Raw genomic sequence first — 22,484 nt, 5'->3', positions numbered from 1 at the left:
CAGATCTCAACAAAATTGAAAAGTTCTGGGCTAGATTGAAAAACTATGTTAGTCAGATTATCAATGATAGTGAAAACCTTGTGGATGCTGTGAGTAAAGCCTTCAGGCATCTGTCCTAACTAACTCGTTCTATGCCATAAAATAACTCCCGTTAAGCACCATAGATAGCACTTAACGGGAGTTTTCTGAATAATCTTGAAGATTACTTCAAAGCTTCTTCTTCTTGGTGGGTGAGGATCACACAGTCAGAGGTGGGATAGGCGACGCAGGTGAGGACATAACCCGCTTCAATTTGATCGTCACCGAGGAAGGATTGATCGGATTGATCAACGCTACCAGATACAAGTTTACCTGCACAGGTGGAGCAAGCTCCTGCGCGGCAGGAATAAGGTAAGTCTAGTCCTGCTTCTTCGGCTGCATCGAGAATGTACTCATCATCTTTAACCTCAATTGTTTTACTCTCGCCATCGAGTGTTTTTAGGGTGACTTCATAGGTTGGCATCGGTTGTTCCTCTTAATTAAATGCTAGTGAAAGCGGCAGTCTCTACAATTGCCTCTCGCCCGTCCTCAGAGTGAACGATTGGAGCGAGTTTCATTTTTGATACTACGGGAAAATCTGCCTGACTCAGCCTTGCATTAGTAATGACAGTCTTAAATAAACTTAAAATAAAATTTACTTATATATCTAACCCAGAATTCTTGAGGATACTTGCTCGATCTCTAGATAATTTCATCCCTCTACAATCTAGCTAAACTAACCACTAATAAGCATTTGGAGCTATAATGTTAATTGTTTTTTTAGCCTTAAGCCGATTTTTATTAAATATTAATTTAACTTATGGTTAAGATAGATGTCGATGAATTGTCTTTAACCCAGCCAAGAAATTGCTTTTCGGCACTACTGCCGCTAACACATCTAGGGAAACTAGGAAAAAATATATTGACAATCAAACCAATAAATGATATAGGGAGATAAATCCCCTGTTGCCAGGGGTAGCATCCGTTAAAACGGATGGCTAACCCTCCCTGACGATTTCTTGGTTTTTGGATTGCCAGTTTTCCAGGATATGGTTCACCGATTAGCAAACCCTAATTACTTATTAGGTTGGGGAGTCATGCGTAGATAGGGTTTAATTTCTTCAACTCCTTTGGGGAATTTGCTACGAGCTTCTTCAGTGGGAATAGAGGGAACCACCACACAATCACCACCGTCGGTCCAGTTAGCCGGGGTAGCCACTTGATAGTTATCGGTGAGCTGCAGGGAGTCAATCACGCGCAGGATCTCGTTAAAATTGCGTCCCGTGCTGGCAGGATAGGTAATAGTTAAACGTAATTTTTTGTTGGGATCGATGATAAACACCGAACGTACCGTCAGATTATTGAGGGAATTGGGGTGAATCATGCCGTAGAGATCCGACACTTTGCGATCGCCATCGGCGATAATCGGATAGTTAACGGTAGTTTTTTGAGTTTCGTTGATGTCATTAATCCAACCCAGATGGGATTCGGCACTATCCACACTCAAAGCGATCACTTTCACATTGCGTCGCTCAAATTCTGACTTAAGACTAGCCACCGTACCTAATTCCGTCGTACAAACGGGGGTATAATCAGCCGGGTGGGAGAACAGCACCACCCAGCTATCTCCTACCCACTGGTGAAAAGAAATCGGACCTTCACTAGAATCTTGTGTAAAATCTGGAACGATATCACCCAATTGGAGAGCCATAATTGTGTCTTCCTTATTATGTATTTCAAGACAAGCAACAGTTTATGATGCCATAGGAGTGCTGTTCGTCATTGATAATTTTAGGGATTTATAATAATTGGGTTAGGGGATAGGGGAATGAGGAAATGGGGGAAGTGGGGAGATAGGGGAATGGGGGAATTCAACTGTAGCAGCCGCCAGATGGCAGCAGGAAAATCTTTGCCAGAAAGGGGTTTTAGAGATTTAGATTGTCCTAACCAACTTGTTTTTTGTGATCAAACCCCAAAACCGCAAAACCCTTCCCCTAGGGGGGCAAACTAGGTTATGATCTGGTCTAATGGCATGATATAACTTTTTTAACTAGCTATCAGCGTTCAGCTAATAGCTAGGCTGCGGTGGCAAATCCCAACTACCCACCCTATGCCTAGTCGGAAAGCTGACGGCTTAATTTCTTGTCCTGATCGTTAATTTGCCTTGGTTTTAGGAGACCACAACTGCAATGAAGAATCTTGTTCGTCTGCTGGCGGTAATTGCCTTGATTATCGGGAGTTTTTGGGGCAAAGTTCCCGCTCAAGCTCTCAATCTTACCTCGATCACCCTTCCCTCTCATCCCGTGGCGGTCTTAAATGCGGCTGATGCCAAACTAACCACAGAATTTGGGGCGAAAATCGACCTTAATAACAGTGATATTCGCGATTTCCGGGACTTGAGAGGGTTCTACCCCAATTTAGCTGGTAAAATCATCAAAAACGCCCCCTACGAAGAAGTGGAAGATGTCCTCAATATCCCCGGACTCTCGGACACTCAAAAAGAGCGTTTACAGGCCAATCTAGAGAAATTCACCGTTACTGAGCCTTCTAAAGAATTTATCGAGGGTGATGACCGTTTTAACCCCGGAGTTTACTAAATCCAGTTAATTACGGTTTTAAAAAAATTACAAGGTGAGCGATCGCTCACCTTTTTCAGTGATTAGCGTCTGAAGGCAAGAGGCAAAAGAAAGAATCTGGCCTGATGGGGTGACAAAGAGGTTAGAGTTTAGACAGGGTATGGGGTGTGGGGTGTGGGGTGTAGGGAAAATCTCAGTCCAGACTGGGATGTCTGGTTTCAGTTGAAGAACGCTTCCAGAGCGAAAAACTGGCTTGTTCGGGGTTTCCTCCTTGGTAGAGTTCATGTTTGGCTACAGGATTTTTCCCCACACCCTACCCCCTACACCCTACCCCCTGTCCACACTTCAAGCTGGTTGTCACCCCTTCAGGAATCTGGCATACTGCCCCAAGCTAAAAACTGGCGATTTTTGCCAGAACTATAGAGAAATGAAATGCTAGAATAAATAGAATTTATCAATTAACTCCTACATGGTCGTTTCCTCGCAACTGCCGAGTTATCAAGATGTTTTAGTGGTGGGATCGGGAGCGGCGGGATTGTATGCCGCACTGTGTTTACCCCCTAACTTAAAGGTGGGTTTAATTACCAAAGAAGATTTAAAAACTGGGGCTAGTGATTGGGCGCAGGGAGGAATTGCGGCAGCCACCTCCCCGGCAGATTCCCCCGTTTTCCATTTAGAAGATACCCTGAAAGCCGGAGCGGGCTTATGCGATCGCTATGCCGTGCAGTTTTTAGTCGAGAAGGCCCCCCAAGCGATCGCTGATTTGCTGCGGTTAGGGGTTAGTTTTGATCGCTCTGGAGACGACTTAGCCCGCACTCTTGAGGCTGCCCATTCCCGGGACCGGGTGCTGCACGCGGCTGATCGCACGGGGAGAGCGATCGTCAGTACCCTGATGGAAAAAGTAGTCGAGCGCCCCAATATTACCATTATTCCCCAAGCGCTCGCCCTGAAACTCTGGCTTGACCCGGAAGGGCAACGCTGTCAAGGTATTTGTTTACTCCATCAAGATCATCTCTGTTGGCTGCGAGCGCAAGCAGTCATTCTGGCTACGGGAGGCGGTGGTCAAGTCTATGCCCAAACCACTAATCCCGCCGTTAGCACGGGGGATGGAGTCGCCCTCGCTTGGCGTGCTGGAGCAGTGATTCGCGACCCGGAATTTTTTCAGTTTCACCCCACCGCTTTGACTGTGTCGGGGGCGCCGCGGTTTTTAATTAGTGAAGCGGTGCGCGGCGAAGGAGCGCATTTAATTGATGCTCTGGGGCGGCGTTTTGCCTTCGATTATCATCCGGCTGGAGAATTGGCCCCCCGGGATGTGGTGAGTCGGGCGATTTTTAGCCATTTGCAGAAAACCTCCGACGATCCCGCCCATGCCAAAGTATATCTAGATTTAAGACCGATCGAACCGGAGCGTCTGCGTTATCGTTTCCCCAATATTATCCGCATCTGTCAAAAATGGGGCATTAATGTGTTTGAAGATGTGATTCCCGTTGCCCCCGCCGCTCACTATTGGATGGGAGGAGTGGCTACCGATTTAAACGCCCGCACTTCTCTACCCGGTTTGTATGCGATCGGCGAGGCGGCCAGTACGGGTGTTCACGGTGCTAATCGTTTAGCCAGTAATTCTCTTTTGGAATGTATTGTCTTTGCGGCAAATTTAGTTGAAATAGGTCTAGAGCCAGAAAACTTGGTGGGGGAAAGACCAGAAAAACCCTTAGAAATTGCGGAAAACTGGCAGGAAGAACAGGAATACTGGCAAAAAGTACGGAGAGAATTACCGATTTTAATGTGGGAAAATGCGGGAATTTGCCGATTTCAAAATGAGTTAGAAACTGCTATCCTACGGGTGCATCAGTGGAAACAACAGTTACAATCCTTAAAGATGGGCCAATTTCTCCAGAATCTTCTCCCCGACAAAGGACAATTATTTTTGTGTCCCTCGGTGCAGTTAGAAATAAGGATAGCGATCGAGACATTAAATCTTCTAGATATCGCCGACTTAATTCTGGAAAGTGCCTTATTAAGAGCAGAAAGCCGAGGTGGTCACTATCGGGGCGATTATCCAGAAACTGTGGCTAATTGGCAATTCCACACGACTATTCAAGGTCGAACCTGGCGCAAAACTCCTGTACAAGCTTAATTAGGCCGGTTTTTCACAGATAATCTCTGAGTGCTAAACAGTGGAATCTATCTCCGATCCCAGTAGCGGCAATATTTGCCTGACGCTGACCGGGGGCTTTTCCCCATCATCCTGGTCTATGACCCATCTCTGGGGTTCAGTGCTTGTCATTTATGGCTTTTAGGCTATCATACTGTTACCTACCCCTAAACAGTTACATAAATTCTATGATCAAACCTAATTTTCTATTGTTGTTAGCTATCGGTGTGAGCAGTTGGGGTCATGATGTTCAGGTTTTATCCAAGGCTAACGCCCAAACTCCACCTAGGTTAGAGCAGGCCCAGACTGTCGCCACTTACGATCAGTTGATGAAAGCTGGTTACGAGGCCAAAATCCAAAAGAATTATCAACTCGCCCTGGAAAAATTTCAACAAGCTCTGGCACAACGTCCGAACGATAACTCTGCTCAAAATGCGATCGCTGATACGCAGAAGGATCTAGGTCAAACCGGCACGGTTGCCAACCCTGCCGCCAAAAATGAGAATTTGCCAATACCATTAATTGCTGGCTCGGCCTTGTTATCCATCGCTTTATTGGCAGCTTTACTATCGCTTTTCCTTCAATACCGTCCCAAGGGCAAAGCCTCAAAACGGCGCAAAAAGACAACTTACGTCAATCCTAAAAACCCACCCGACAACTTTTTTGAGGGCAATGGCAATTCCCTCGATGTGGACACCAAAACCAGTAGTGAGATTAATGACAATTGGGAGGATGATTTCGCGTCTTCTTTGTCAGTACAAGCTACCTCCCGCATGCCGAGCGCAGACTCAATCACGAGTTTAATTGAAAGTCTTCGCGATGACGATCCCCGTACCCGCAGACGGGCGGTTTGGAAGCTGGCACAGATGTCTGATTCTAGGGCAATGCAGCCTTTAGTCGATAGCATGATGGATGGGGATTCCTACGAACGCAGTTTAACCCTAGAAGCTCTCGCTCAAATCTGCACCCGCTCTCTGCGACCGATGAACCAAGCTTTGGCTATCTCTCTCCAAGACAAAAATCCCCAGGTGCGGAAAAATGCCATTCGCGATCTAACCAGACTCTACGATGTGATGTCTCAGATCAGTCAATTAATTTGTCATGCCCTCGATGATTCCGATGAGGAAGTGCAAGAAACGGCACGCTGGGCAATTAGACAGTTAAATCTGCAATTAGCTCCCCGTTTAGATATTGCTCCCCTGGAAACCACCGGTGAACCAGAAGATGATGATGTACAGGATACTTCCTTCACCGAAACCACACCGACCTTCAGCGAAACCACGGCCACTGAGGTGCAAAATTGAGTCGAAAACTGTTGTTTCTCTCGACCCCCGTGGGATTTTTGGGATCGGGGGGCGGCGGTGGCGTAGAATTAACCATTTATAATCTCGCGCGCACTCTGAATAAGCAAGGGTATGCGGTGCGGGTAGTGGCTCCAGAAGCCTCGCAATTGCAGGATATCCCCTTGATCACTATAGCGGGAAATGCCCAGATTTCCGCCCAGAGTCAAGACCGGGAAGCCCCGATTTTAATACCCGAAAATGCCGTTTTGGCCAATATGTGGCACTACGCCCAACAGGTACAAAATGAGTACGATTTAATTGTTAATTTTGCCTACGATTGGCTCCCTTTTTATCTCACTCCTTTTTTTGCTACTCCCGTCGCCCATTTAGTCAGCATGGCTTCCGTTTCTTTGGCGATGGATAATATTATTCAAAAAACTTACCGCAGTTTTCCCCATTCACTCGCTTTTCACACCGTCACCCAAGCAGAAACTTTCTCCCTCTCTCCCCCCTATCGCTGTTTGGCTAATGGTTTGGACGTATCTTTGTATCAGTTTCGGGCTGATCCCTCCCCCTGTCTAGCCTGGGTGGGACGGATCGCGCCAGAAAAAGCTTTAGAAGATGCGATCGCTGCTTGTCAACAGTTAGGTGTCCCTTTACGGGTTTTCGGTCATATTTCCAATCCTCTCTACTGGCAAAATTTACAGGATACCTACAGTTTCGATTTAGTCGATTATCGCGGGTTTTTGCCCACTGGGAGCCTGCAAAAAGAGCTAGGCGACTGTTTTGGCCTGTTGATGACCCCGCGCTGGGTTGAGGCTTTTGGTAACGGGGCTATTGAAGCTTTTGCCTGTGGTGTTCCTGTAATTGCCTATCATCGCGGTGGTCTGGTAGAAATTATTGAAGAGGGAAAAACTGGTTTTTTAGTTGAACCCGATAGTATCGAGGGATTAGTTACAGGAATTAAAAATTTAGACCGGATCGATCGATCTTTTTGTCGTGCAGTAGTGGAGCAAAAATATTCCCTAGAAGCTTTAGGAAATCGAGCTATTAATTGGTTTGAAGAAATTTTTGCTCGCAGTCAAAAATAAATAGGCTCTCTTGGTTTAGTCCGGTTAAATCTAGCCTAGCATAAACTTTTCTATCGGGTTATCCCAGAAGGGTTCAGGAGCAACCACAGAGACACAAAGAACACAAAGTGAAAACAGATAGGGTAATCGATCTTGCCGGTCAAGAAGAAGGATTAATAGCCATTTATAGAGAGAATTAGTAATGCAAGCTTCTCAGGTTAAAATTGAATATGGAGACTTTCAAACTCCCCCGGAGTTAACCGAAAAAATTTGTAAAAAATTATGGCAAATTCAGGTTAACCCCGATGTTATTATTGAGCCAACTTGTGGTATAGGTAACTTTTTAAAAGCGGCCTCACTTACCTTTAAAGAAACTGAAAAAATTCTTGGCTTTGAAATTAATCCTAATTATATCACTCAGATTAATCAAGATCGGCAAATATCCCAAGATCAAAGAATACAAGTTCAACAGAAGAACTTTTTTGATTGTGACTGGTATTCCCTGACTCAACCATGGACAGAAAATATTTTATTCCTGGGGAATCTGCCTTGGATAACCAACTCAAAACAAGGACTTATTAACGGAAAAAATTTACCTCAAAAAAGCAATTTTCAAGGCTATCAGGGTTTAGATGCAATCACGGGAAAAAGTAATTTTGATATTTCAGAGTGGATGTTAATTAAGCTCATTGAATGTCTCGATCGACGTTCAGCTTATCTGGCAATTATCTGTAAAACGGCCGTATCTAGAAAAATTTTAAACTATTTAGGGGGGTCTGATTGCTTACACTTATCATCTTGTTAAGCCTTCTCTTGATTTAGAGCCAAAAGACTTACCTGCTCTACCTTCTGCCCTTTTTTAACTTCATCTAACTAACGTTAATTTAAACCTTTAAGGGCAGCAAATAAATAATTAGCTAAAGTCACTCCATCTACTCCTAATTCTGTCCTTTCTTTGGCCGCTAAAATGCCGGCTTGAGCGTGTAAATAAGTCGCTAATGCGGTCGCTTCTGGGGGATTATCCGGCATTTGGGTTAAGAATCCGCCGATTAATCCCGTTAAGACATCACCACTACCACCTCGCGCTAGAGCGGAGCTACTTTCGGGGATTATATACATTTTATCTTCCGGGGAGGCGATTATAGTTCTGGCTCCTTTTAATAAGACAATTGCACCACTTTGTCGAGATGCTTCTTGAGTGATATTAATCCTGTCCTGAGAACCTGATAAGTTAGGAAATAAGCGTTTAAATTCTCCCCAATGAGGCGTTAAAATTGTCTTATTCTGACGAGATGATAATTTTTCTGTACCCAGTTGAGCCAAAATATTTAAAGCATCGGCATCGAGTATAATCGCCTTATCACTGTCTAAAACCTGTTCGATAATAGCAGGATTTTCTGTGGTTAATCCAGGACCACAGGCGAGGACATGATAATTATTTAATTCTAGGGGAAGTTCGGCAATAGCTCCCGTGGCAGTTTCGGGACAATCGATAATTAATGCTTCTGGTAAATGACTAATTAATAAAGATTTAAGGGCAGCAGGAACGGCAATAGAAAGCATTCCCACACCACTACCTCGCGCTCCTAATCCTGCGAGAATTGCCCCCCCTGCATAACGACGAGAACCACAGATAATTAATAAATGTCCCTGCTGATATTTGTGGGTAAGTAGAGGACGGGGTAAAGGTAAATAAGGGCGAATTAGAGCGGGATTAACTCTCAGAATTGGCGGTGAATCTTGTAAAATTGTTTCTAGGTCAAGGGGACTAATTCCTATATCAATTAACTCCACTTTACCCAGATAGGGTAAGGCCACATCTTGGAAAAAAGCTCGCTTCCAGAGTCCCAAACAAAAGGTATGAGTGGCTTTAATTGCCGTGCCTAAAACCTCTCCGGTGTCGGTGTGAATTCCCGAAGCAATATCGATACTAATTACCGGTTTTTGCCAACTATTAATTTTATCGACTAATTCGGCAATCTCTCCCGATAAAGTCCTTTCTAAACCAAAACCGAAAAGACCATCGATAATTAACTGACAATCCTCCAAAGATTCTAAAGTTTTCTGAAAAATTAAGCCTAAATGCTTGACATAATTCGCCTGTTGTGCTGTTAAATCCTTGAGTTTGGCGATCGGACAAAAAAGAGATACTTGATAACCGGCGAGATGTAATTCTCTAGCAATCACGAGAGCATCGCCGCCATTGTGACCAGGGCCAACTATAACGCCGATTTTGGGGAAATCAGCCAAAGAATAGGACTTTTTAAGCTGTTCTGCCGTTAACAGGGCTGCCTTTTCCATCAAAGCGGCCACAGGCATACCAGAGGCAAAAATCGCCCCTTCAATGCGACGCATCTGCTCGCTATTAACCACGTTTAACCGATAATTGTAGCTCATTGCAGGGATAAATTGCCTGTTAACAGGTCTAGATAACTTTTTTGCCGAAAAATTCCCAATTAGCCCGCATTTTCACCAGCTAAAGGCTGGTTTGGCCAATAATAGCCAGATCATTCTGTCTAGTTTCCGCTTGACGTTGAGCAGTGGATATATTAATTAATTTTAGTAGTTACTGACCGAAAATTTGGGCTTAAGGTTCCCCGTCATACTCGCGTAGGATCGGGCGATTTTAAGACATAATATTGTCATTTTATAGGATAATTGTCTTATGCCTATCACTACCGCCCAACTAAAAACTATTGTTACTGGCGATGAGTCCGCTAGAGCCGAATCTCTGCGAACGATCCTTAACTATCCCGTACTAGAAAGGGACTCTCAGGGGTCAAGGTTTTGGTATTTGCGTCCGGGGGGCAACCCAGAAGATGCCGCAGAAACTTGTCCTATTGCTGTTGGTTTTTATCAGGAATTAAATCGAGGGACAGACCAAGAAATTAAGCAGTTTCTCACTTCAGAGCCACAGCAACAGGAAATCTATGGTCACTATATTGGCAGAATTGCTGAGGATCAACCTGTCATGTATTTACTTTTCCCATTTTCCCCTTTTGAAGAGGAGTTAGGGGGAATTAAAAATCAAGCTAGAGTAGCTTTTATCTTACCCACTGAGGGGGGATTACGGCAGCGGGGGATTCAAACTTTTGCCTTTGAGGATGAGGATTTAAGGGCGAGGTTAGCACGGTTACATTGGGATGAATTAGCAGATAAAATTCTTGAAAAAGCTCTTAATTTAATCCCGCAAGTTGATTGGATTTTCTATAAACCTGCTGAAACTGCTCAGGAGTTAGCCCACGAATTAGCCGCAGTTACCCAACGCATTGAACGGGCGATACCTGATGTTTATAGTCAGGAAAATCAAGGGGGTTATTTACATAAATTATTAGAGAGTTTTCAGAAAGAGTTATTGCCCAATCTCAAGCTAAATTCTGAGGATCAGAAAAATTATAGTTTTAGTGATATTTACGCTCAAACTATTGCTTATGGTTTGTTTACGGCGCGGGTATTTAGTTATGTCAAGAATCCGAAACGAGATTTTAATCGCTACCATACTTGGCAAGAATTACCAGAAACTAACCCTTTTTTAAGGCAGTTATTTAAAGATGTTTCCCAGCGTCCGGCGGCGGAGTTGGGGGATGAGTTAATTGATAGTATCGGTGAGGCGTTTGGCATCCTCAGAGCGGCAAAAATGGAGGCAATCTTAACGGATTTTCGCAATAAGATGAACCGCGAGGATATTGTTATTCGCTTTTATGAGGACTTTTTAGCGGCTTATAAGCCTCAAATGCGGGAGAAAAGGGGGGTTTATTATACTCCTGAACCTGTGGTGTCTTATATAGTGCGTTCCGTTGATGAGTTGATTAAGGATAAGTTTAATAAACCGTTGGGAATTGCGGACCCAGAGGTGATGATTCTTGACCCTGCTTGTGGGACGGGGACGTTTTTATTATGGGTATTTCAGTTGATTCATAAGCGGTTTGAGGAGAATCCGGTCGCGTTGACGGCAGGGTTAGCAGATAAGTCTTGGTCGGGGTATGTTTCGGAAAGGTTATTACCTCGGATTTTTGGCTTTGAGTTGTTGATGGCTCCCTATGCAATTTGTCATCTAAAGTTGGGGTTATTTCTGGAAGAGACGGGTTATCAGTTTGCGAGTGGCAAGCGGTTAGGGGTTTATCTGATTAATACTTTAGAGGATATTAAGTTAAGGGAAGAAAAGCAGCAGTTAACTTTAGCTTTACCCCAAATGGAGGAGTTAATAGCAGAGGAAGCAAAAGCAGGTTCTCGGATTAAGAAAAATGAACCGATTATGGTTGTTATTGGCAATCCGCCTTATTCTGGTCATTCGGAAAATAATAATGAGTGGATCAAAAATTTAGTTAATGATTATTACTTTATTGATGGCAAGGGTTTAGGTGAGAAAAATACGAAATGGTTACAGGATGATTATGTTAAATTTATCAGGTTTGCACAGTGGCGAATTGATAAAAGTCAAAAGGGAATTTTAGCTTTTATTAATAATCATGGTTTTTTAGATAATCCTACTTTTCGAGGCATGAGACAACAGTTAATTAATACTTTTGATGAGATTTTTATTTATGATTTACATGGTAACAGTAAGAAAAAAGAAACCGCTTTAGATGGTAGTAAAGATGAAAATGTTTTTGATATTCAGCAGGGGGTTAGTATTGGTATAATGGTAAAAAGCATGGATGTAAGTTAACTCATGGCTTTGCTTGATCCTAAGACGGTTATTTCTCCAGCTAAATTGAAAGATTATCTTTTAGTGTTATTGCCTAAAGATGATAAATCACAATATTTAGCTCAAGCTGGTTATAATCAAGATAATTGGGTACAATTAGAAAAAGATTTAAGAGAGCAAATCCTTACTTTAGAAGCAACTCCTACCACTAAAACTAAATATGGTCAAAAATATGAAATTATTGGTAATTTAAGAGGAGTTAATAATAAGATTCTCTCAGTCAAAACCATTTGGATGGTTACACCTACTGAAACAAAATTTGTTACTTTATTTCCGTTTGAAGGAGGTTAGAGCATGAAATTTAGTTTATTTACCCAAGTTCGTTTAATTGAAGATTTACCTGAGTATGGTTTAAGTCAGGGTGATTTGGGTACTATTGTTGAACATTATCCCAATCCTGAAGGAGAAGATGGTTATAGTTTAGAGGGGTTAATTCCTCTAAATACGGTAGAAGTGTCTGAATCTCAAATTGAGTTGGTGTCCATGGGGATAACGAAAAAACAAGCAGTTTCTTTTTAGTGTTATTTTTGCATGACAAGTTCGGTAGAACCCAAATATGTTCTAATATAATGGAGTAAAAATATGAACAGAGAAAGTTTGATAAATTTCCTCAAGGTAAATAGAACAATTATAAAAAGTTATGGTATGACTTACTTAGCATTATTTGGCTCTTTTGCTAGAGATGAAGCAAAAGCAACAAGTGATTTAGATTTATTAGTAGAATTTCAAAGAAAAGTTACCTTTGATAAATATATGGAAGTTTTTTTTAGAAGATAATTTGGGTTTGTCTGTAGATTTAGTAACAAAAAAAATGTTAAAAACCCAAGTTATTAACTCTATCAAAGAGGAGGCTATTTATGTCTCGTAGTTTAAAGCTATATTGTGATGATATCTTAATTAGCGGTTGGGGGTTTATTTAATTAACACTCTAGAGGATATTAAGTTAAGGGAAGAAAAGCAGCAGTTAACTTTAGCTTTACCCCAAATGGAGGAGTTAATAATAATCATGGCTTTTTAGATAATCCTACTTTTCGAGGCACGAAACAACAGTTAATTAATACTTTTGATGAGATTTTTATTTATGATTTACATGGTAACAGTAAGAAAAAAGAAATTTGTCCTGATGGTAGTAAGGATGAAAATGTCTTTGATATTCAGCAGGGGGTTAGTATTGGTATAATGGTAAAAAGCTTAATGACACCATGAAGCTACCAAACCCTGAAGGAGCTATACTAGGAGATAAGCTAGAATGTTATTGTTTGAATTTTCAGCATAGCGTAGGCAAGTATAAAGCCTTTCGGTTAAACTAATGTTTGTATTGTTTATCAGTGGGGTACACTAATGAATACAGTTGAATTAAAACAAGCAAAGAATCAATTTAATGATTTATTGGAAGCTGTCCTGAAAGGTGAAGAAATTATTATTACAGAAAATAATCAACCTGTAATTAAATTAAGTCCTGTCAAGTTAGCCAAGAAACCACCGCGTCAACCCGGAAGTGCTGCGGGAAAAGTTTGGATAGCCGATGATTTTGATGCTCCTTTAACTGATTTTGCGGATTATATGTAATTATGCTCAAAGTTTTAATAGATACTCATGTATTTCTTTGGTATGTCACTAATAATAAACAATTGCGAGATAACCATAAAATTATGATTAATGAAAGAGAAAATCTGGTTTATCTTAGTCAAGCTAGTATTTGGGAAATGGCTATCAAATATAGTCTAAGAAAATTAACTTTTGATACACCTTTTCGAGAATTTATTGAGTCACAAATTCAGATAAATGATTTTCAGATTTTGCCTCTTAATTTACTACATTTTGAACAAGTAGCTCAATTACCTTTTCAGCATCGAGATCCTTTTGACCGGATGATTATTGCTCAAGCAATAGCCGAAAATGTTCCTGTTATTAGTTATGATCAGGTATTTGATTGTTATATAGTTAAACGTTTATAAAAAGAGGAGGTTTAATCATGGCTAAAATCTATCACGCTCATTTATACGGTTTAAGAGAAGATAAATATCAAATATTAAAAGAAAATACGGTTAACTCTACTGATTTTCATGAGGTTAACCCTCAATCTCCTTTTTATTTGTTGATTCCTCAAAATACTGATTTATTTGGTGAATATGAACAAGGATTTAAACTAACAGAGTTTATGAATGAATATTCTTTAGGATGTCTTACTAAAAGAGATAAATTAGTAATTAATTACTCTATTAATTCAGTAAAAAAACAAATCGCCAGTTTTCTTGATCCAGAGAAAACGGACAATCAGTCTGCACAAGAATTTAATTTAAGACTTGTTGATAACGATATGTGGAACACAAATATGGCAAGAAAATCTGTAGATGTTAATCAAATAGTTAAATATATTAAATCCGAGTGTTTTAGACCGTTTGATAATAGATTTATTTTTTATCACGAAAAGTTTGTTGCTCGTTTAAATCGTCGTATTATGCAACATTTAGATCAGAAAAAGAATATAGCATTAGTAACTGTTCGTCAGTTAGCTTCATTACCATTTGAGCATATATATGTAACTGATAATCTTACCGATCAACATATTATCTCTGTTAGAACAAAAGAAGGGGGGGTAATTTTTCCCCTCTACCTCTACCCCGACTCCGATAAAGCTCAAGAACTCCAACAAGAAAAACGTCCCAACTTCTCCCCAGACTTCCTCAAAACCCTAGAAACAAAACTCGGCTACTTACCCACACCAGAAACCATCTTTTACTACATCTACGCCGTCTTTCATTCTCCCACCTATCGCAGCCGTTACGCCGAATTTCTCAAGATAGACTTTCCCAGAGTACCCCTCACCAGCAACGATAACCTATTCCGTCAACTCGCAGAATACGGAGAACAACTGGTACAGCTTCACCTGATGACATCTCCTAAACTTGATCCTCCCTTAGCCCCCTCTTCAAAAAGGGGGGGAGTGGAAGCCCCCCTTATTAAGGGGGGTTGGGGGGATCTATCTTTTGTGAGTAAAAGCGATAGAATTGTAGCGGCAGGACATCCCAAATATAGCAAAGGAGAAGTCCACATTAACAAACAAGGAGACTGTTTTAGAGGAGTACCTGAAGCAGTTTGGAACTTCTATATTGGCGGTTATCAAGTTTGTCAGAAATGGTTAAAAGACAGAAAAGGACGCACCCTATCAGATGAGGATATACTGCACTATCATAAAATAGTAGTAGCCCTAGCCGAAACCATCAAATTAATGCAGTTAATCGATGCTGCGATTCCGGGTTTTCCTATTGAGTAAATTTAGATTGATAAAGGATAAAAAAATGACAAAACAATTAACCGTTATTTTTGATGGTAAAGTCTTTCATCCTGAGACAGATATAGACTTAAAATCTAATACCCGTTACCTTATTTCCATCGTCTCAGAAGCAGAAATACCAGAAAAACCTTCAGGAGATGCTTGGGACATTTTAGAAGATATGGCTGGAACTATTGAAGCTCCAGAAGACTGGTCAAAAGAACATGATCATTACCTTTATGGAACACCGAAACGAGAGGTAAATGATGAGTAAAGAAAGACTGTTTATCGACACAGCATTTATTCAAGCAGTTCTGAATAAGCAAGACCAATATCATGCCCAAGCCTTAAAATTATTACCTAAGGTTAAAAATGCGTTAGAAGTTTGGACTACTGAGGCAGTTTTAATGGAAGTAGGGAATGCTTTAAGTACATTTAATCGTCAAAAAGCTGCTAATTTTATCAAACAATGTTACCATACACAAAACATGAGAGTTGTCAATATTAGCCCTCAACTTTTTCATCAAGGATTGACTCTTTATGAATCTCGATTAGATAAAAACTGGGGATTAGTTGATTGTATTTCTTTTGTTGTTATGGAGCAACAACATTTAACCGATGCTCTAACGACTGATCGTCATTTTATCCAAGCAGGGTTCCAAGTTTTATTAGTTTAGTAAACCTTTAATAATATTTCACATACCGAGGGAGATAAGGAGACATATCGATAATTTATTAAATCAGATTACCTCTTTTCTCATATCTTGGCGGTTATCAAGTTTGTCAGAAATGGTTAAAAGACAGAAAAGGACGCACCCTATCAGACGAGGACATATTGCACTATCATAAGATAGTAGTGGCCCTAGCCGAAACCATCAAGTTAGTGCAGTTAATCGATGCTGCTATACCTAGTTTTTCCATCAAGTAAATATAGCCAGCAAGATTTATGCTCGAAACCGTAATCCAAGACTTGATAAAACAACAACGCCCCTACTACCACCCTCAAGGGGATTACATCAAAGGAATTAATAATAACTATTGGCTAGTTTTTAAACATCGAGATGCAGAGAACCTTTTACAAAATATAGTGAGTTTTTTGGGATTAAAAAAACATTCTACCTATAAGCTATTTCGGATAGATATTAATATAGCCCATATCTTTGAATATACCCCTAAACGAGAGGGAAATATCCCCAGCATTGCCTTACTCCGCACCAGTAACTTAACCATTATTGAACAATTCTTAAACCTCGAAAATGCCAGCAAAGAAGAAAGCTTAATTCGTGGAACATTTATCGAAATAGAACATAAAAAAAGACGTAGATTTAATTTACCCGAACAGCTAGACAAATACAATCAATTTATTGCTGCCTATTTAGAACGTACTAAAATCTATAGAAGAAGTACCGCCTACTTTAATAGTGGAGTTCTCAAACTTTATGAAGAACCTCTTTTTAATTTAGTCTTAAATGAAGGTCAGATTAAACTCTTAATGGACTGGCAAGGCTTCACCAATAAACGAGATGTTCAAGAATTAGAAAAACTCCACAACCCCGAATATCGTCAACAATATATTACCCGAACTTTAACCGAATGTTTACAAGGACTAGCTGATAAAACCTTTAGCAGTACCACTATTCTAGCGGAATTAGTTAGGTTGGGAATCCTTACCATCAAACTTGTTAAAATGCAAGAAACTAGAGGTATTTATCATAAAAAAACAGGGATTTTAACCGATAGTTTAGGTAACTCTATTTTACATGAAGGCTCAGATAACTTCACTGGTGCTGCTCATAGTAGTAATGCCGAGAGTATCACCTTTTTATATTACTCAGATCCTTTAGATTTAGAGACAATTCAACAGTCAATAATTCAATTTGATGAAGAATGGCAAGAGCCAGAATTAAGCTTTGATTTAACTCAAGAATTTTTTCAACAAGTCTTAGCAGAAAAACAGCGCCGACAACAACAAATTCAACCTCAAATAGAAACAATTACTCCTGATGAATTTCCCGCAGGTGAAACGACCAGCCTAGAAATTCAGGGCAAAAACCTAGATAAAATTGAAGAAATCGAGATTCCCGATAATCCCTTAATTACCATAGAAATAGAGGAAAAACAACCCCATATCCTAAAAGGAACTGTCAGCGTTGACTCGGAACATCCCTCCACTGCTTTAAAAACTTTTAGAGTCAAAGAGAAACAGGGAACTTATCAGATTACGCCAACTCAAGCGCCAACTATTAAACAAGAAATAACCTTACCTGAATGGGAAGAAATAGCCGGATTTAAACAAGCGATTGAACTAATCCTACAGGGAAAACAGGGAACCCCCGATGATTTTCTCTACTGGTTAGCCCAACAACGCCCCCACCTGCTCAACATTCAATCCAGTAACATTTTAGATCGACTGGTTAATCAAGACATCCTGTTTGAACATCAAAAATCCGGCGCACAACATTGTTTGAGAGTCATGCAGAACTTTGGCGTAGTGGTTTGTGCCGATGCGGTAGGCTTAGGAAAAACCCGCCTTGCTGCTGCGGTAACAAAACTCTACCTAGAAGAAAATCCTCAAGCTAAAATTGCCATTATTGCTGCCAAAAAACTCCACCCGAACTGGGAGAGAGAAATGGCAGAATTAGGATTGATCGCCAAGAAAAACTACGAACTCTACAATAAAAACCTAATGAGTCGTGGCGATAATCGCTTTTATGGTGACTTCACGCGCTATGGGGGTGCAGATTTAGTCATCATCGATGAAGCCCATGAAGGCATCCGTAACTATAACAACCGCATCCATAAAACCTGCCTGCAAATTAAAGAAAATGATCGCCAGATTGAAAGACAAAGATATTACCTGCTACTGACGGCAACTCCTTGGAACAACCGCCGTGAAGACATCTATAACATCCTTTCTCCCTTTCTCACCCGTCCTGAAGGCTTCCAAGAATTAGGCTTTCCTCCCGAAGTCAAAGAATGGTTTGCCAGCCGAGAAATAGGAATAGAAAACTTTACCGATACCACCAATATTTTCCGGCGCACCTATCGAGAACTCTTCTTACAGCGTACCCGCAAGATGTTGAGAGAAGCCACCCCAGACTTACAACTCTATGCCCAACGCCTTGCCCAATGGCTACCCGTCCAATTTGAACCCGAAACCGAACAAGCATTAGAACGGATCTTCAGTCAGTTTGAAGATAATCTGTTTATTCCCTTTGCCGACCCGATCCGTTACTTAACCAGCACAGTGGAACAGCGTTCTTTACTGAAAAACCAGCGCCGGATGTTTTTACAACGGGCAGAGTCTAGTATGTATGCTCTACGACGAACCATTAAAAACTTTAGCGATCGCATTTCCTTACTCAAACAGCAACTCGAACAAGTCACCCCCGATGCCGAAGGGTTAAAACAATTTCTCTTACAACATTACAAATTTCAAGCTGAAAAAACAGGAAGAGAAACCGACTGGTTGGGGATAGAAGAAAATGGGGATGAGGATTATTGGGAAGACGAAGAAGATGAAGAAGAAACTGACAGCAACAAAGGGGAAAAACGTCAACAGTTACGCCGCTCTATTGACCTGGCCACCGATAAACTGAAAAATAATCCCCTAGAAGCTAAAAATATCTATAACCGCATTCTCGCTGACTGTCATAGTGATTTAGAGCAACTACAGCAGATTTCAGTCCTCTTAGCCAATGAATTTGTCACCGACCACAAACGACAGCAAGTTAGCCGGAAAGTCATGGAATTAGTTGCTGATGGTCACAAAGTTTTACTAATTTCTACTTTCTCCGATACCGTCATTGATTACTACCGCTACATGAGCCAAAATCAGGTCATTGTCTCCACAGGAATTGGCATGGCAATGGGCAGTCACAAACTTTACTACACCGATGAAAAAACCCCAGTTAAGATTGCACCAAACAACGCCCTCAGAGGAAACAATAAGCAAACTGGAATTCAACGCCAACAATTATTCCGTTTATTTGCCCCCGAAGCTACTTGTAAAAACCCGAACGAACGCCCTTTACCAGAACAGGAAATAGCCGTCCTCATCGGTTCAGAAACCCTCTCCGTCGGTCAAAACCTGCAAGATGCCGACTATCTAATTAACATTGACCTCCCCTGGAATCCCATGGTCTTGGAACAGCGCATCGGCAGAATTGATCGCCCCAAATCCCACCCCTGCCAATACATCCACATCTATTACGCCAACAGTGAAAGTCAGCTACTCAGACAAGCTGGCCGACTGGCTAACCTGAATAAGAAACTAATTGGGGAACTGGCTAAAGATGACAAAATTCCCCATATCAGTAATGTAGAGGAGTTGGGCGCTTCCGTTTATGGCGATACCTACTTTGACGATGAAATTCTCCCCGGTTATATTGACTTCATCCACAGTCTAATTAAAGCCCGACAACTGGAACAAGAAAGTTTTCAAGAACAAACCTATCAAAAACAAGAAACTAGCCGCGACCTCTACAGTCAAAACGAGCTTTTGCATAGTGAAGAATTGCGGAAGCTCTACGAAAGATTAGGGAAAAACTATCAGCCCAATCCCCTAACTATCGGTCAATTTACTACCTGGGAATTGCCCACCAGTGTAGTCGCTTTAACTCTCGATTACTTTGACCCTAATGGTCAACCAATTCCCGAACAAAATCAACTAATTTATTGGAACGATCTAAGCAGAGAAAATGATGGTTTGGGAGTAGCAATCGCCACAGCTTTTAAAACCCCTCAAGCCAGCCAGATTGTCCCCGCTAAACGAATCATTAACCTAGCCCAACAGCTTTATGAACAACTGGTTCAAGTTAAACAAAAATTAAGCCAATACCTAGAAGAAACTGCTATTTTAGAAAATATCCAACTCAATTCAGAACGACTAAGTAGGATTCAAAAGCGCATCCAAACTATGTCAGCTTTTCCCGCCAACGTTAACCGAAAAATGGTTAAAAATACCCTAAATAAATTGAGCCAAGCTAAAGAAACAAAGAAAGTGCAAAAACTGCTCAAAGATTACACTGACGGTGAACCAAGCCAACTCGATGATCAAAAATTTATTCTGGGGTTGATTCAGGGTACAGAACAGCTTAATTTACTGACCTTTGATACTGCTAAACCTTCCAGTTTAAAACTTTCTCTTTCAGCCATGTTACTGAGAATTTGAACAGATTAATTTTTCAGCAAACCCTATAGAGGAGCGATCTTTGTGTCCTTTGTGTCTCTGTGGTTCCTTCCACTCGGTCTCGCGTTGCGACCGCCAGCAGGACTGTATCTTAGAATACATTTTACCCACCAAACCTAAGAGAGCCATGAGGCAAGGAGCAAGGTTTTCTTTTCACTGATTACTGTTGACTGAAAAGACTCCCCCACAGCCATCTTACTCCGGGGAAAATCGCTATAGAATAGAGAGAAAAAAGAATTGCGAGGAAAAAACTCTGTCTTTTAACCCGATTGTCATTCCCCCTTCCCCGGAAAATCCCGCTCGCTATCTAGTGATCATGCTGCACGGTTGGGGTGCCGATGCCATGGATCTGGCCCCCCTTGCATCGATGCTGGATCTGGCTGATTGTCAATTTTTGTTTCCTAATGCTCCCTTTGATCATCCCCAAGTGCCGGGGGGACGCGCCTGGTATGCGCTAGAAACCTCCGATTATCAAGGTTTAGCCGCTAGTCGTCAACAGTTGCACGATTGGATTATTTCCCTAGAAGCAACTACCGGCATTCCCCTAGAGCGGACTTTTTTGACCGGTTTTTCCCAAGGGGGAGCGATGACCCTGGATGTGGGTTTATCCTTACCCTTGGCGGGATTGGGTTCCTTGAGTGGTTATCTGCACAGTGAACCCCATCCCCAGGGTCCACAAAATGTCTTAATTGTTCATGGTAAGCAGGATCCCGTCGTTCCTATCGCTGCTGCTCGTCAAGCCAGAGATTTACTGCTTGGTTTGGGGGTTAACGTCGAATATCACGAGTTAAATATGGGTCACGAAATCCCCATTCCGGCGCTGACTATTTTACGCCAATTCCTCCGCAATCGTCTAGAAACTGCATGAATAATGCTCGTCAGCTGGCTTTGCTGATTTTACGCGATATCGATCGCTCCTCCGCCTATCCCGATCGCGCTCTTGATCGCCATTTGTCCGCTAGTTCCTTAAATTGTCTTGACAAAGCCTTGACAACGGAGATTGTTTATGGTATAATGCGCCGACAAAGAACTTTGGATGCGCTGCTCGATCGCCTGGGGAAAAAAACCGCGGCCCAGCAACCCCCGGATTTACGGCGAATTCTCCATATTGGTCTTTATCAACTGCGCTATCTCTCCCAGATTCCCCCATCGGCGGCGGTGAATACGGCGGTAGAATTAACTAAAATCAGTCATTTAGGCAAATTAGCGGCGGTGGTTAACGGAATGCTGCGGCAATATCTCCGTTTAACTGCTAATGGCGACGATCCTTTAATTTTGCCGGAAAATACCGCTTCTAGATTGGGTATTCTCCACAGTTTCCCCGATTGGTTGGTGCAATTGTGGTTAGATCGCTTTAGTGTTACGGAAACGGAACAACTGTGTCAATGGTTTAATCGCTCTCCTGACCTCGATATTCGGATTAATCCCCTGAAAACTAGCCTAGAAGCCCTAGAAAATGAGTTAGAATCAGCCAATATAACTTTTCATCATCTTAAATTACCTCTAGCTTGCCGTTTAACCTCTGGTTTAGGCAATATTGAGCGTTTAGAGGGATTTCGAGCCGGAAATTACACCCTACAGGATATTAGCGCCCAATTAGTCACTTATCTACTCGATCCCCAGCCCGGAGAGACAATTATCGACGCTTGTGCGGCACCGGGGGGAAAAACCACTCATATTGCCGAATTAATGGGCGATCGGGGTAGAATATTAGCCTGTGATCAAACGCCATCCCGTTTACGACAGTTAGAAGCCAATATTAAAAGATTAGACTTAAAAGCGATCGAAATACATCTAGGGGATAGTCGCGATCGTCCCCAGTGGCACGGCATCGCCGATCGTGTACTAATCGATGCTCCCTGTTCAGGACTGGGAACCCTGCACAAGCGTCCTGATATACGTTGGCGACAAACACCCGAAAATTTACCCGTACTAGCCAAACGACAGGGGGAACTTTTAGCCTCGGCTGCCACTTGGGTAAAACCGAAGGGAATCTTAGTTTATGCCACTTGTACTTTAAATCCGTTAGAAAATGAAAGAGTGATCGAGCAGTTTTTAGCAGCTCATCCCGATTGGAAAATGGCCCCTCCTGACTCTAATTCATCTTTCTCAGAATACTATACAGAAACGGGAGCGATCGAAGTGTTACCCCATCGACATAATCAAGACGGTTTTTTTATGGCTAAGTTAGTCAAGGAAGTGTGAG

21 protein-coding genes and 2 pseudogenes are annotated in these 22,484 nt (G+C 41.7%); 19 read left to right on the top strand and 4 right to left on the bottom strand.

Going from position 1 to position 22,484, the window contains the following annotated elements:
- Positions 1–202 precede the first annotated feature (202 nt).
- Together IM485_RS04555 and IM485_RS04550 are read right to left on the bottom strand one after the other, a co-directional pair.
- Complete coding sequence (locus IM485_RS04555) at positions 203–502, bottom strand: ferredoxin (protein WP_002775899.1); 300 nt, start codon at positions 500–502, stop codon at positions 203–205.
- A gap of 591 nt (positions 503–1,093) precedes the next feature.
- Positions 1,094–1,729, bottom strand: a complete 636-nt coding sequence (locus tag IM485_RS04550) for a peroxiredoxin (RefSeq protein ID WP_104395578.1) — start codon at positions 1,727–1,729, stop codon at positions 1,094–1,096.
- Positions 1,730–2,207: 478 nt separating this feature from the next.
- Here IM485_RS04550 and psbU point away from each other — a divergent pair, with 478 nt between their 5' ends.
- A complete protein-coding gene (psbU, locus tag IM485_RS04545; protein ID WP_104395577.1) occupies positions 2,208–2,615 on the top strand; it encodes a photosystem II complex extrinsic protein PsbU in 408 nt (135 codons plus the stop codon).
- A 27-nt stretch (positions 2,616–2,642) separates the two neighbouring features.
- Here the strand turns inward: psbU and IM485_RS04540 are convergent, their stop codons facing one another.
- Positions 2,643–2,879, bottom strand: coding sequence for a hypothetical protein (locus IM485_RS04540; protein WP_287741592.1), 237 nt, complete (start codon positions 2,877–2,879; stop codon positions 2,643–2,645).
- 184 nt (positions 2,880–3,063) lie between these two features.
- On the opposite strand from IM485_RS04540, the gene nadB reads away from it, so the two are divergent.
- The 4 genes and pseudogenes from nadB to IM485_RS04520 all read left to right on the top strand — a co-directional run.
- A complete protein-coding gene (gene nadB / locus IM485_RS04535; protein WP_104395575.1) occupies positions 3,064–4,731 on the top strand; it encodes an L-aspartate oxidase in 1,668 nt (555 codons plus the stop codon).
- 206 nt (positions 4,732–4,937) lie between these two features.
- The gene (locus tag IM485_RS04530; RefSeq protein ID WP_104395574.1) at positions 4,938–6,053 is read left to right on the top strand and encodes a HEAT repeat domain-containing protein; all 1,116 of its coding nucleotides are present in this window, start codon (positions 4,938–4,940) and stop codon (positions 6,051–6,053) included.
- Positions 6,050–7,123, top strand: coding sequence for a glycosyltransferase (locus IM485_RS04525; RefSeq protein ID WP_104395573.1), 1,074 nt, complete (start codon positions 6,050–6,052; stop codon positions 7,121–7,123). The genes IM485_RS04530 and IM485_RS04525 overlap by 4 nt, the downstream gene beginning before the upstream one ends.
- Positions 7,124–7,304: 181 nt before the next feature.
- Positions 7,305–7,871: pseudogene (locus tag IM485_RS04520) on the top strand (SAM-dependent methyltransferase); the annotation flags it as partial.
- Positions 7,872–7,981: 110 nt separating this feature from the next.
- On the opposite strand, the gene IM485_RS04515 reads toward IM485_RS04520, so the two are convergent.
- On the bottom strand, positions 7,982–9,499 hold the full coding sequence (locus tag IM485_RS04515; RefSeq protein WP_287741588.1) for an NAD(P)H-hydrate dehydratase: 1,518 nt from the start codon (positions 9,497–9,499) through the stop codon (positions 7,982–7,984).
- Positions 9,500–9,767: 268 nt separating this feature from the next.
- On the opposite strand from IM485_RS04515, the gene IM485_RS04510 reads away from it, so the two are divergent.
- The 14 genes and pseudogenes from IM485_RS04510 (at position 9,768) to IM485_RS04455 (ending at position 22,483) form a co-directional block, all read left to right on the top strand.
- Positions 9,768–11,771 carry an N-6 DNA methylase gene (locus IM485_RS04510; RefSeq protein WP_287741586.1) on the top strand — a complete coding sequence of 668 codons (2,004 nt, stop codon included), beginning with the start codon at positions 9,768–9,770 and terminating at the stop codon, positions 11,769–11,771.
- A gap of 3 nt (positions 11,772–11,774) precedes the next feature.
- Positions 11,775–12,101: a DUF6883 domain-containing protein gene (locus IM485_RS04505; RefSeq protein WP_002749521.1), complete on the top strand. Its 327-nt coding sequence runs from the start codon at positions 11,775–11,777 to the stop codon at positions 12,099–12,101.
- A gap of 3 nt (positions 12,102–12,104) precedes the next feature.
- A complete protein-coding gene (locus IM485_RS04500; RefSeq protein ID WP_002735184.1) occupies positions 12,105–12,329 on the top strand; it encodes a DUF4926 domain-containing protein in 225 nt (74 codons plus the stop codon).
- A gap of 63 nt (positions 12,330–12,392) precedes the next feature.
- The gene (locus IM485_RS04495) at positions 12,393–12,587 is read left to right on the top strand and encodes a nucleotidyltransferase family protein (RefSeq protein WP_228051364.1); all 195 of its coding nucleotides are present in this window, start codon (positions 12,393–12,395) and stop codon (positions 12,585–12,587) included.
- 124 nt (positions 12,588–12,711) lie between these two features.
- Positions 12,712–13,016 (top strand): annotated as a pseudogene (locus IM485_RS22915) (N-6 DNA methylase); the annotation flags it as partial.
- 135 nt (positions 13,017–13,151) lie between these two features.
- Entirely contained in the window at positions 13,152–13,379 is a 228-nt protein-coding gene (locus tag IM485_RS04490; RefSeq protein ID WP_002742618.1) for a type II toxin-antitoxin system Phd/YefM family antitoxin, read from the top strand.
- Between the two features lie 2 nt (positions 13,380–13,381).
- Positions 13,382–13,768 carry a type II toxin-antitoxin system VapC family toxin gene (locus IM485_RS04485; RefSeq protein WP_104395570.1) on the top strand — a complete coding sequence of 129 codons (387 nt, stop codon included), beginning with the start codon at positions 13,382–13,384 and terminating at the stop codon, positions 13,766–13,768.
- A 17-nt stretch (positions 13,769–13,785) separates the two neighbouring features.
- Positions 13,786–15,087, top strand: coding sequence for a type ISP restriction/modification enzyme (locus IM485_RS04480; protein ID WP_104395569.1), 1,302 nt, complete (start codon positions 13,786–13,788; stop codon positions 15,085–15,087).
- 25 nt (positions 15,088–15,112) lie between these two features.
- Positions 15,113–15,361 carry a hypothetical protein gene (locus IM485_RS04475; RefSeq protein ID WP_002737385.1) on the top strand — a complete coding sequence of 83 codons (249 nt, stop codon included), beginning with the start codon at positions 15,113–15,115 and terminating at the stop codon, positions 15,359–15,361.
- Positions 15,354–15,764: a type II toxin-antitoxin system VapC family toxin gene (locus IM485_RS04470; RefSeq protein WP_016516241.1), complete on the top strand. Its 411-nt coding sequence runs from the start codon at positions 15,354–15,356 to the stop codon at positions 15,762–15,764. Before IM485_RS04475 ends, IM485_RS04470 begins: the two co-directional genes overlap by 8 nt.
- Before the next feature lie 62 nt (positions 15,765–15,826).
- Positions 15,827–16,015, top strand: a complete 189-nt coding sequence (locus IM485_RS22645; protein WP_353734372.1) for a type ISP restriction/modification enzyme — start codon at positions 15,827–15,829, stop codon at positions 16,013–16,015.
- Between the two features lie 18 nt (positions 16,016–16,033).
- Positions 16,034–20,260 carry a helicase-related protein gene (locus IM485_RS04465; protein WP_287741581.1) on the top strand — a complete coding sequence of 1,409 codons (4,227 nt, stop codon included), beginning with the start codon at positions 16,034–16,036 and terminating at the stop codon, positions 20,258–20,260.
- Between the two features lie 292 nt (positions 20,261–20,552).
- Positions 20,553–21,146 (top strand): alpha/beta hydrolase, encoded by a 594-nt coding sequence (locus IM485_RS04460; RefSeq protein WP_353846000.1) that lies wholly within the window; start codon positions 20,553–20,555, stop codon positions 21,144–21,146.
- Entirely contained in the window at positions 21,143–22,483 is a 1,341-nt protein-coding gene (locus tag IM485_RS04455; protein WP_287741578.1) for a 16S rRNA (cytosine(967)-C(5))-methyltransferase, read from the top strand. The genes IM485_RS04460 and IM485_RS04455 overlap by 4 nt, the downstream gene beginning before the upstream one ends.
- Position 22,484 lies beyond the last annotated feature (1 nt).

The sequence above is a fragment of the Microcystis sp. M169S2 genome (assembly GCF_020245865.1).
Lineage (GTDB): Bacteria > Cyanobacteriota > Cyanobacteriia > Cyanobacteriales > Microcystaceae > Microcystis > Microcystis ichthyoblabe_A.
Note: the sequence above shows the minus strand (reverse complement) of the source record. Positions and strands in the feature narration are given on the sequence as shown.

Coding starts and splice junctions, on each gene's coding strand:
- IM485_RS04555 (WP_002775899.1), bottom strand. CDS start 502: ATGCCAACCTATGAAGTCACCCTAAAAACACTCGATGGCGAGAGTAAA.
- IM485_RS04550 (WP_104395578.1), bottom strand. CDS start 1,729: ATGGCTCTCCAATTGGGTGATATCGTTCCAGATTTTACACAAGATTCT.
- psbU (WP_104395577.1), top strand. CDS start 2,208: ATGAAGAATCTTGTTCGTCTGCTGGCGGTAATTGCCTTGATTATCGGG.
- IM485_RS04540 (WP_287741592.1), bottom strand. CDS start 2,879: ATGAACTCTACCAAGGAGGAAACCCCGAACAAGCCAGTTTTTCGCTCT.
- nadB (WP_104395575.1), top strand. CDS start 3,064: ATGGTCGTTTCCTCGCAACTGCCGAGTTATCAAGATGTTTTAGTGGTG.
- IM485_RS04530 (WP_104395574.1), top strand. CDS start 4,938: ATGATCAAACCTAATTTTCTATTGTTGTTAGCTATCGGTGTGAGCAGT.
- IM485_RS04515 (WP_287741588.1), bottom strand. CDS start 9,499: ATGAGCTACAATTATCGGTTAAACGTGGTTAATAGCGAGCAGATGCGT.
- IM485_RS04510 (WP_287741586.1), top strand. CDS start 9,768: ATGCCTATCACTACCGCCCAACTAAAAACTATTGTTACTGGCGATGAG.
- IM485_RS04505 (WP_002749521.1), top strand. CDS start 11,775: ATGGCTTTGCTTGATCCTAAGACGGTTATTTCTCCAGCTAAATTGAAA.
- IM485_RS04500 (WP_002735184.1), top strand. CDS start 12,105: ATGAAATTTAGTTTATTTACCCAAGTTCGTTTAATTGAAGATTTACCT.
- IM485_RS04495 (WP_228051364.1), top strand. CDS start 12,393: ATGAACAGAGAAAGTTTGATAAATTTCCTCAAGGTAAATAGAACAATT.
- IM485_RS04490 (WP_002742618.1), top strand. CDS start 13,152: ATGAATACAGTTGAATTAAAACAAGCAAAGAATCAATTTAATGATTTA.
- IM485_RS04485 (WP_104395570.1), top strand. CDS start 13,382: ATGCTCAAAGTTTTAATAGATACTCATGTATTTCTTTGGTATGTCACT.
- IM485_RS04480 (WP_104395569.1), top strand. CDS start 13,786: ATGGCTAAAATCTATCACGCTCATTTATACGGTTTAAGAGAAGATAAA.
- IM485_RS04475 (WP_002737385.1), top strand. CDS start 15,113: ATGACAAAACAATTAACCGTTATTTTTGATGGTAAAGTCTTTCATCCT.
- IM485_RS04470 (WP_016516241.1), top strand. CDS start 15,354: ATGAGTAAAGAAAGACTGTTTATCGACACAGCATTTATTCAAGCAGTT.
- IM485_RS04465 (WP_287741581.1), top strand. CDS start 16,034: ATGCTCGAAACCGTAATCCAAGACTTGATAAAACAACAACGCCCCTAC.
- IM485_RS04455 (WP_287741578.1), top strand. CDS start 21,143: ATGAATAATGCTCGTCAGCTGGCTTTGCTGATTTTACGCGATATCGAT.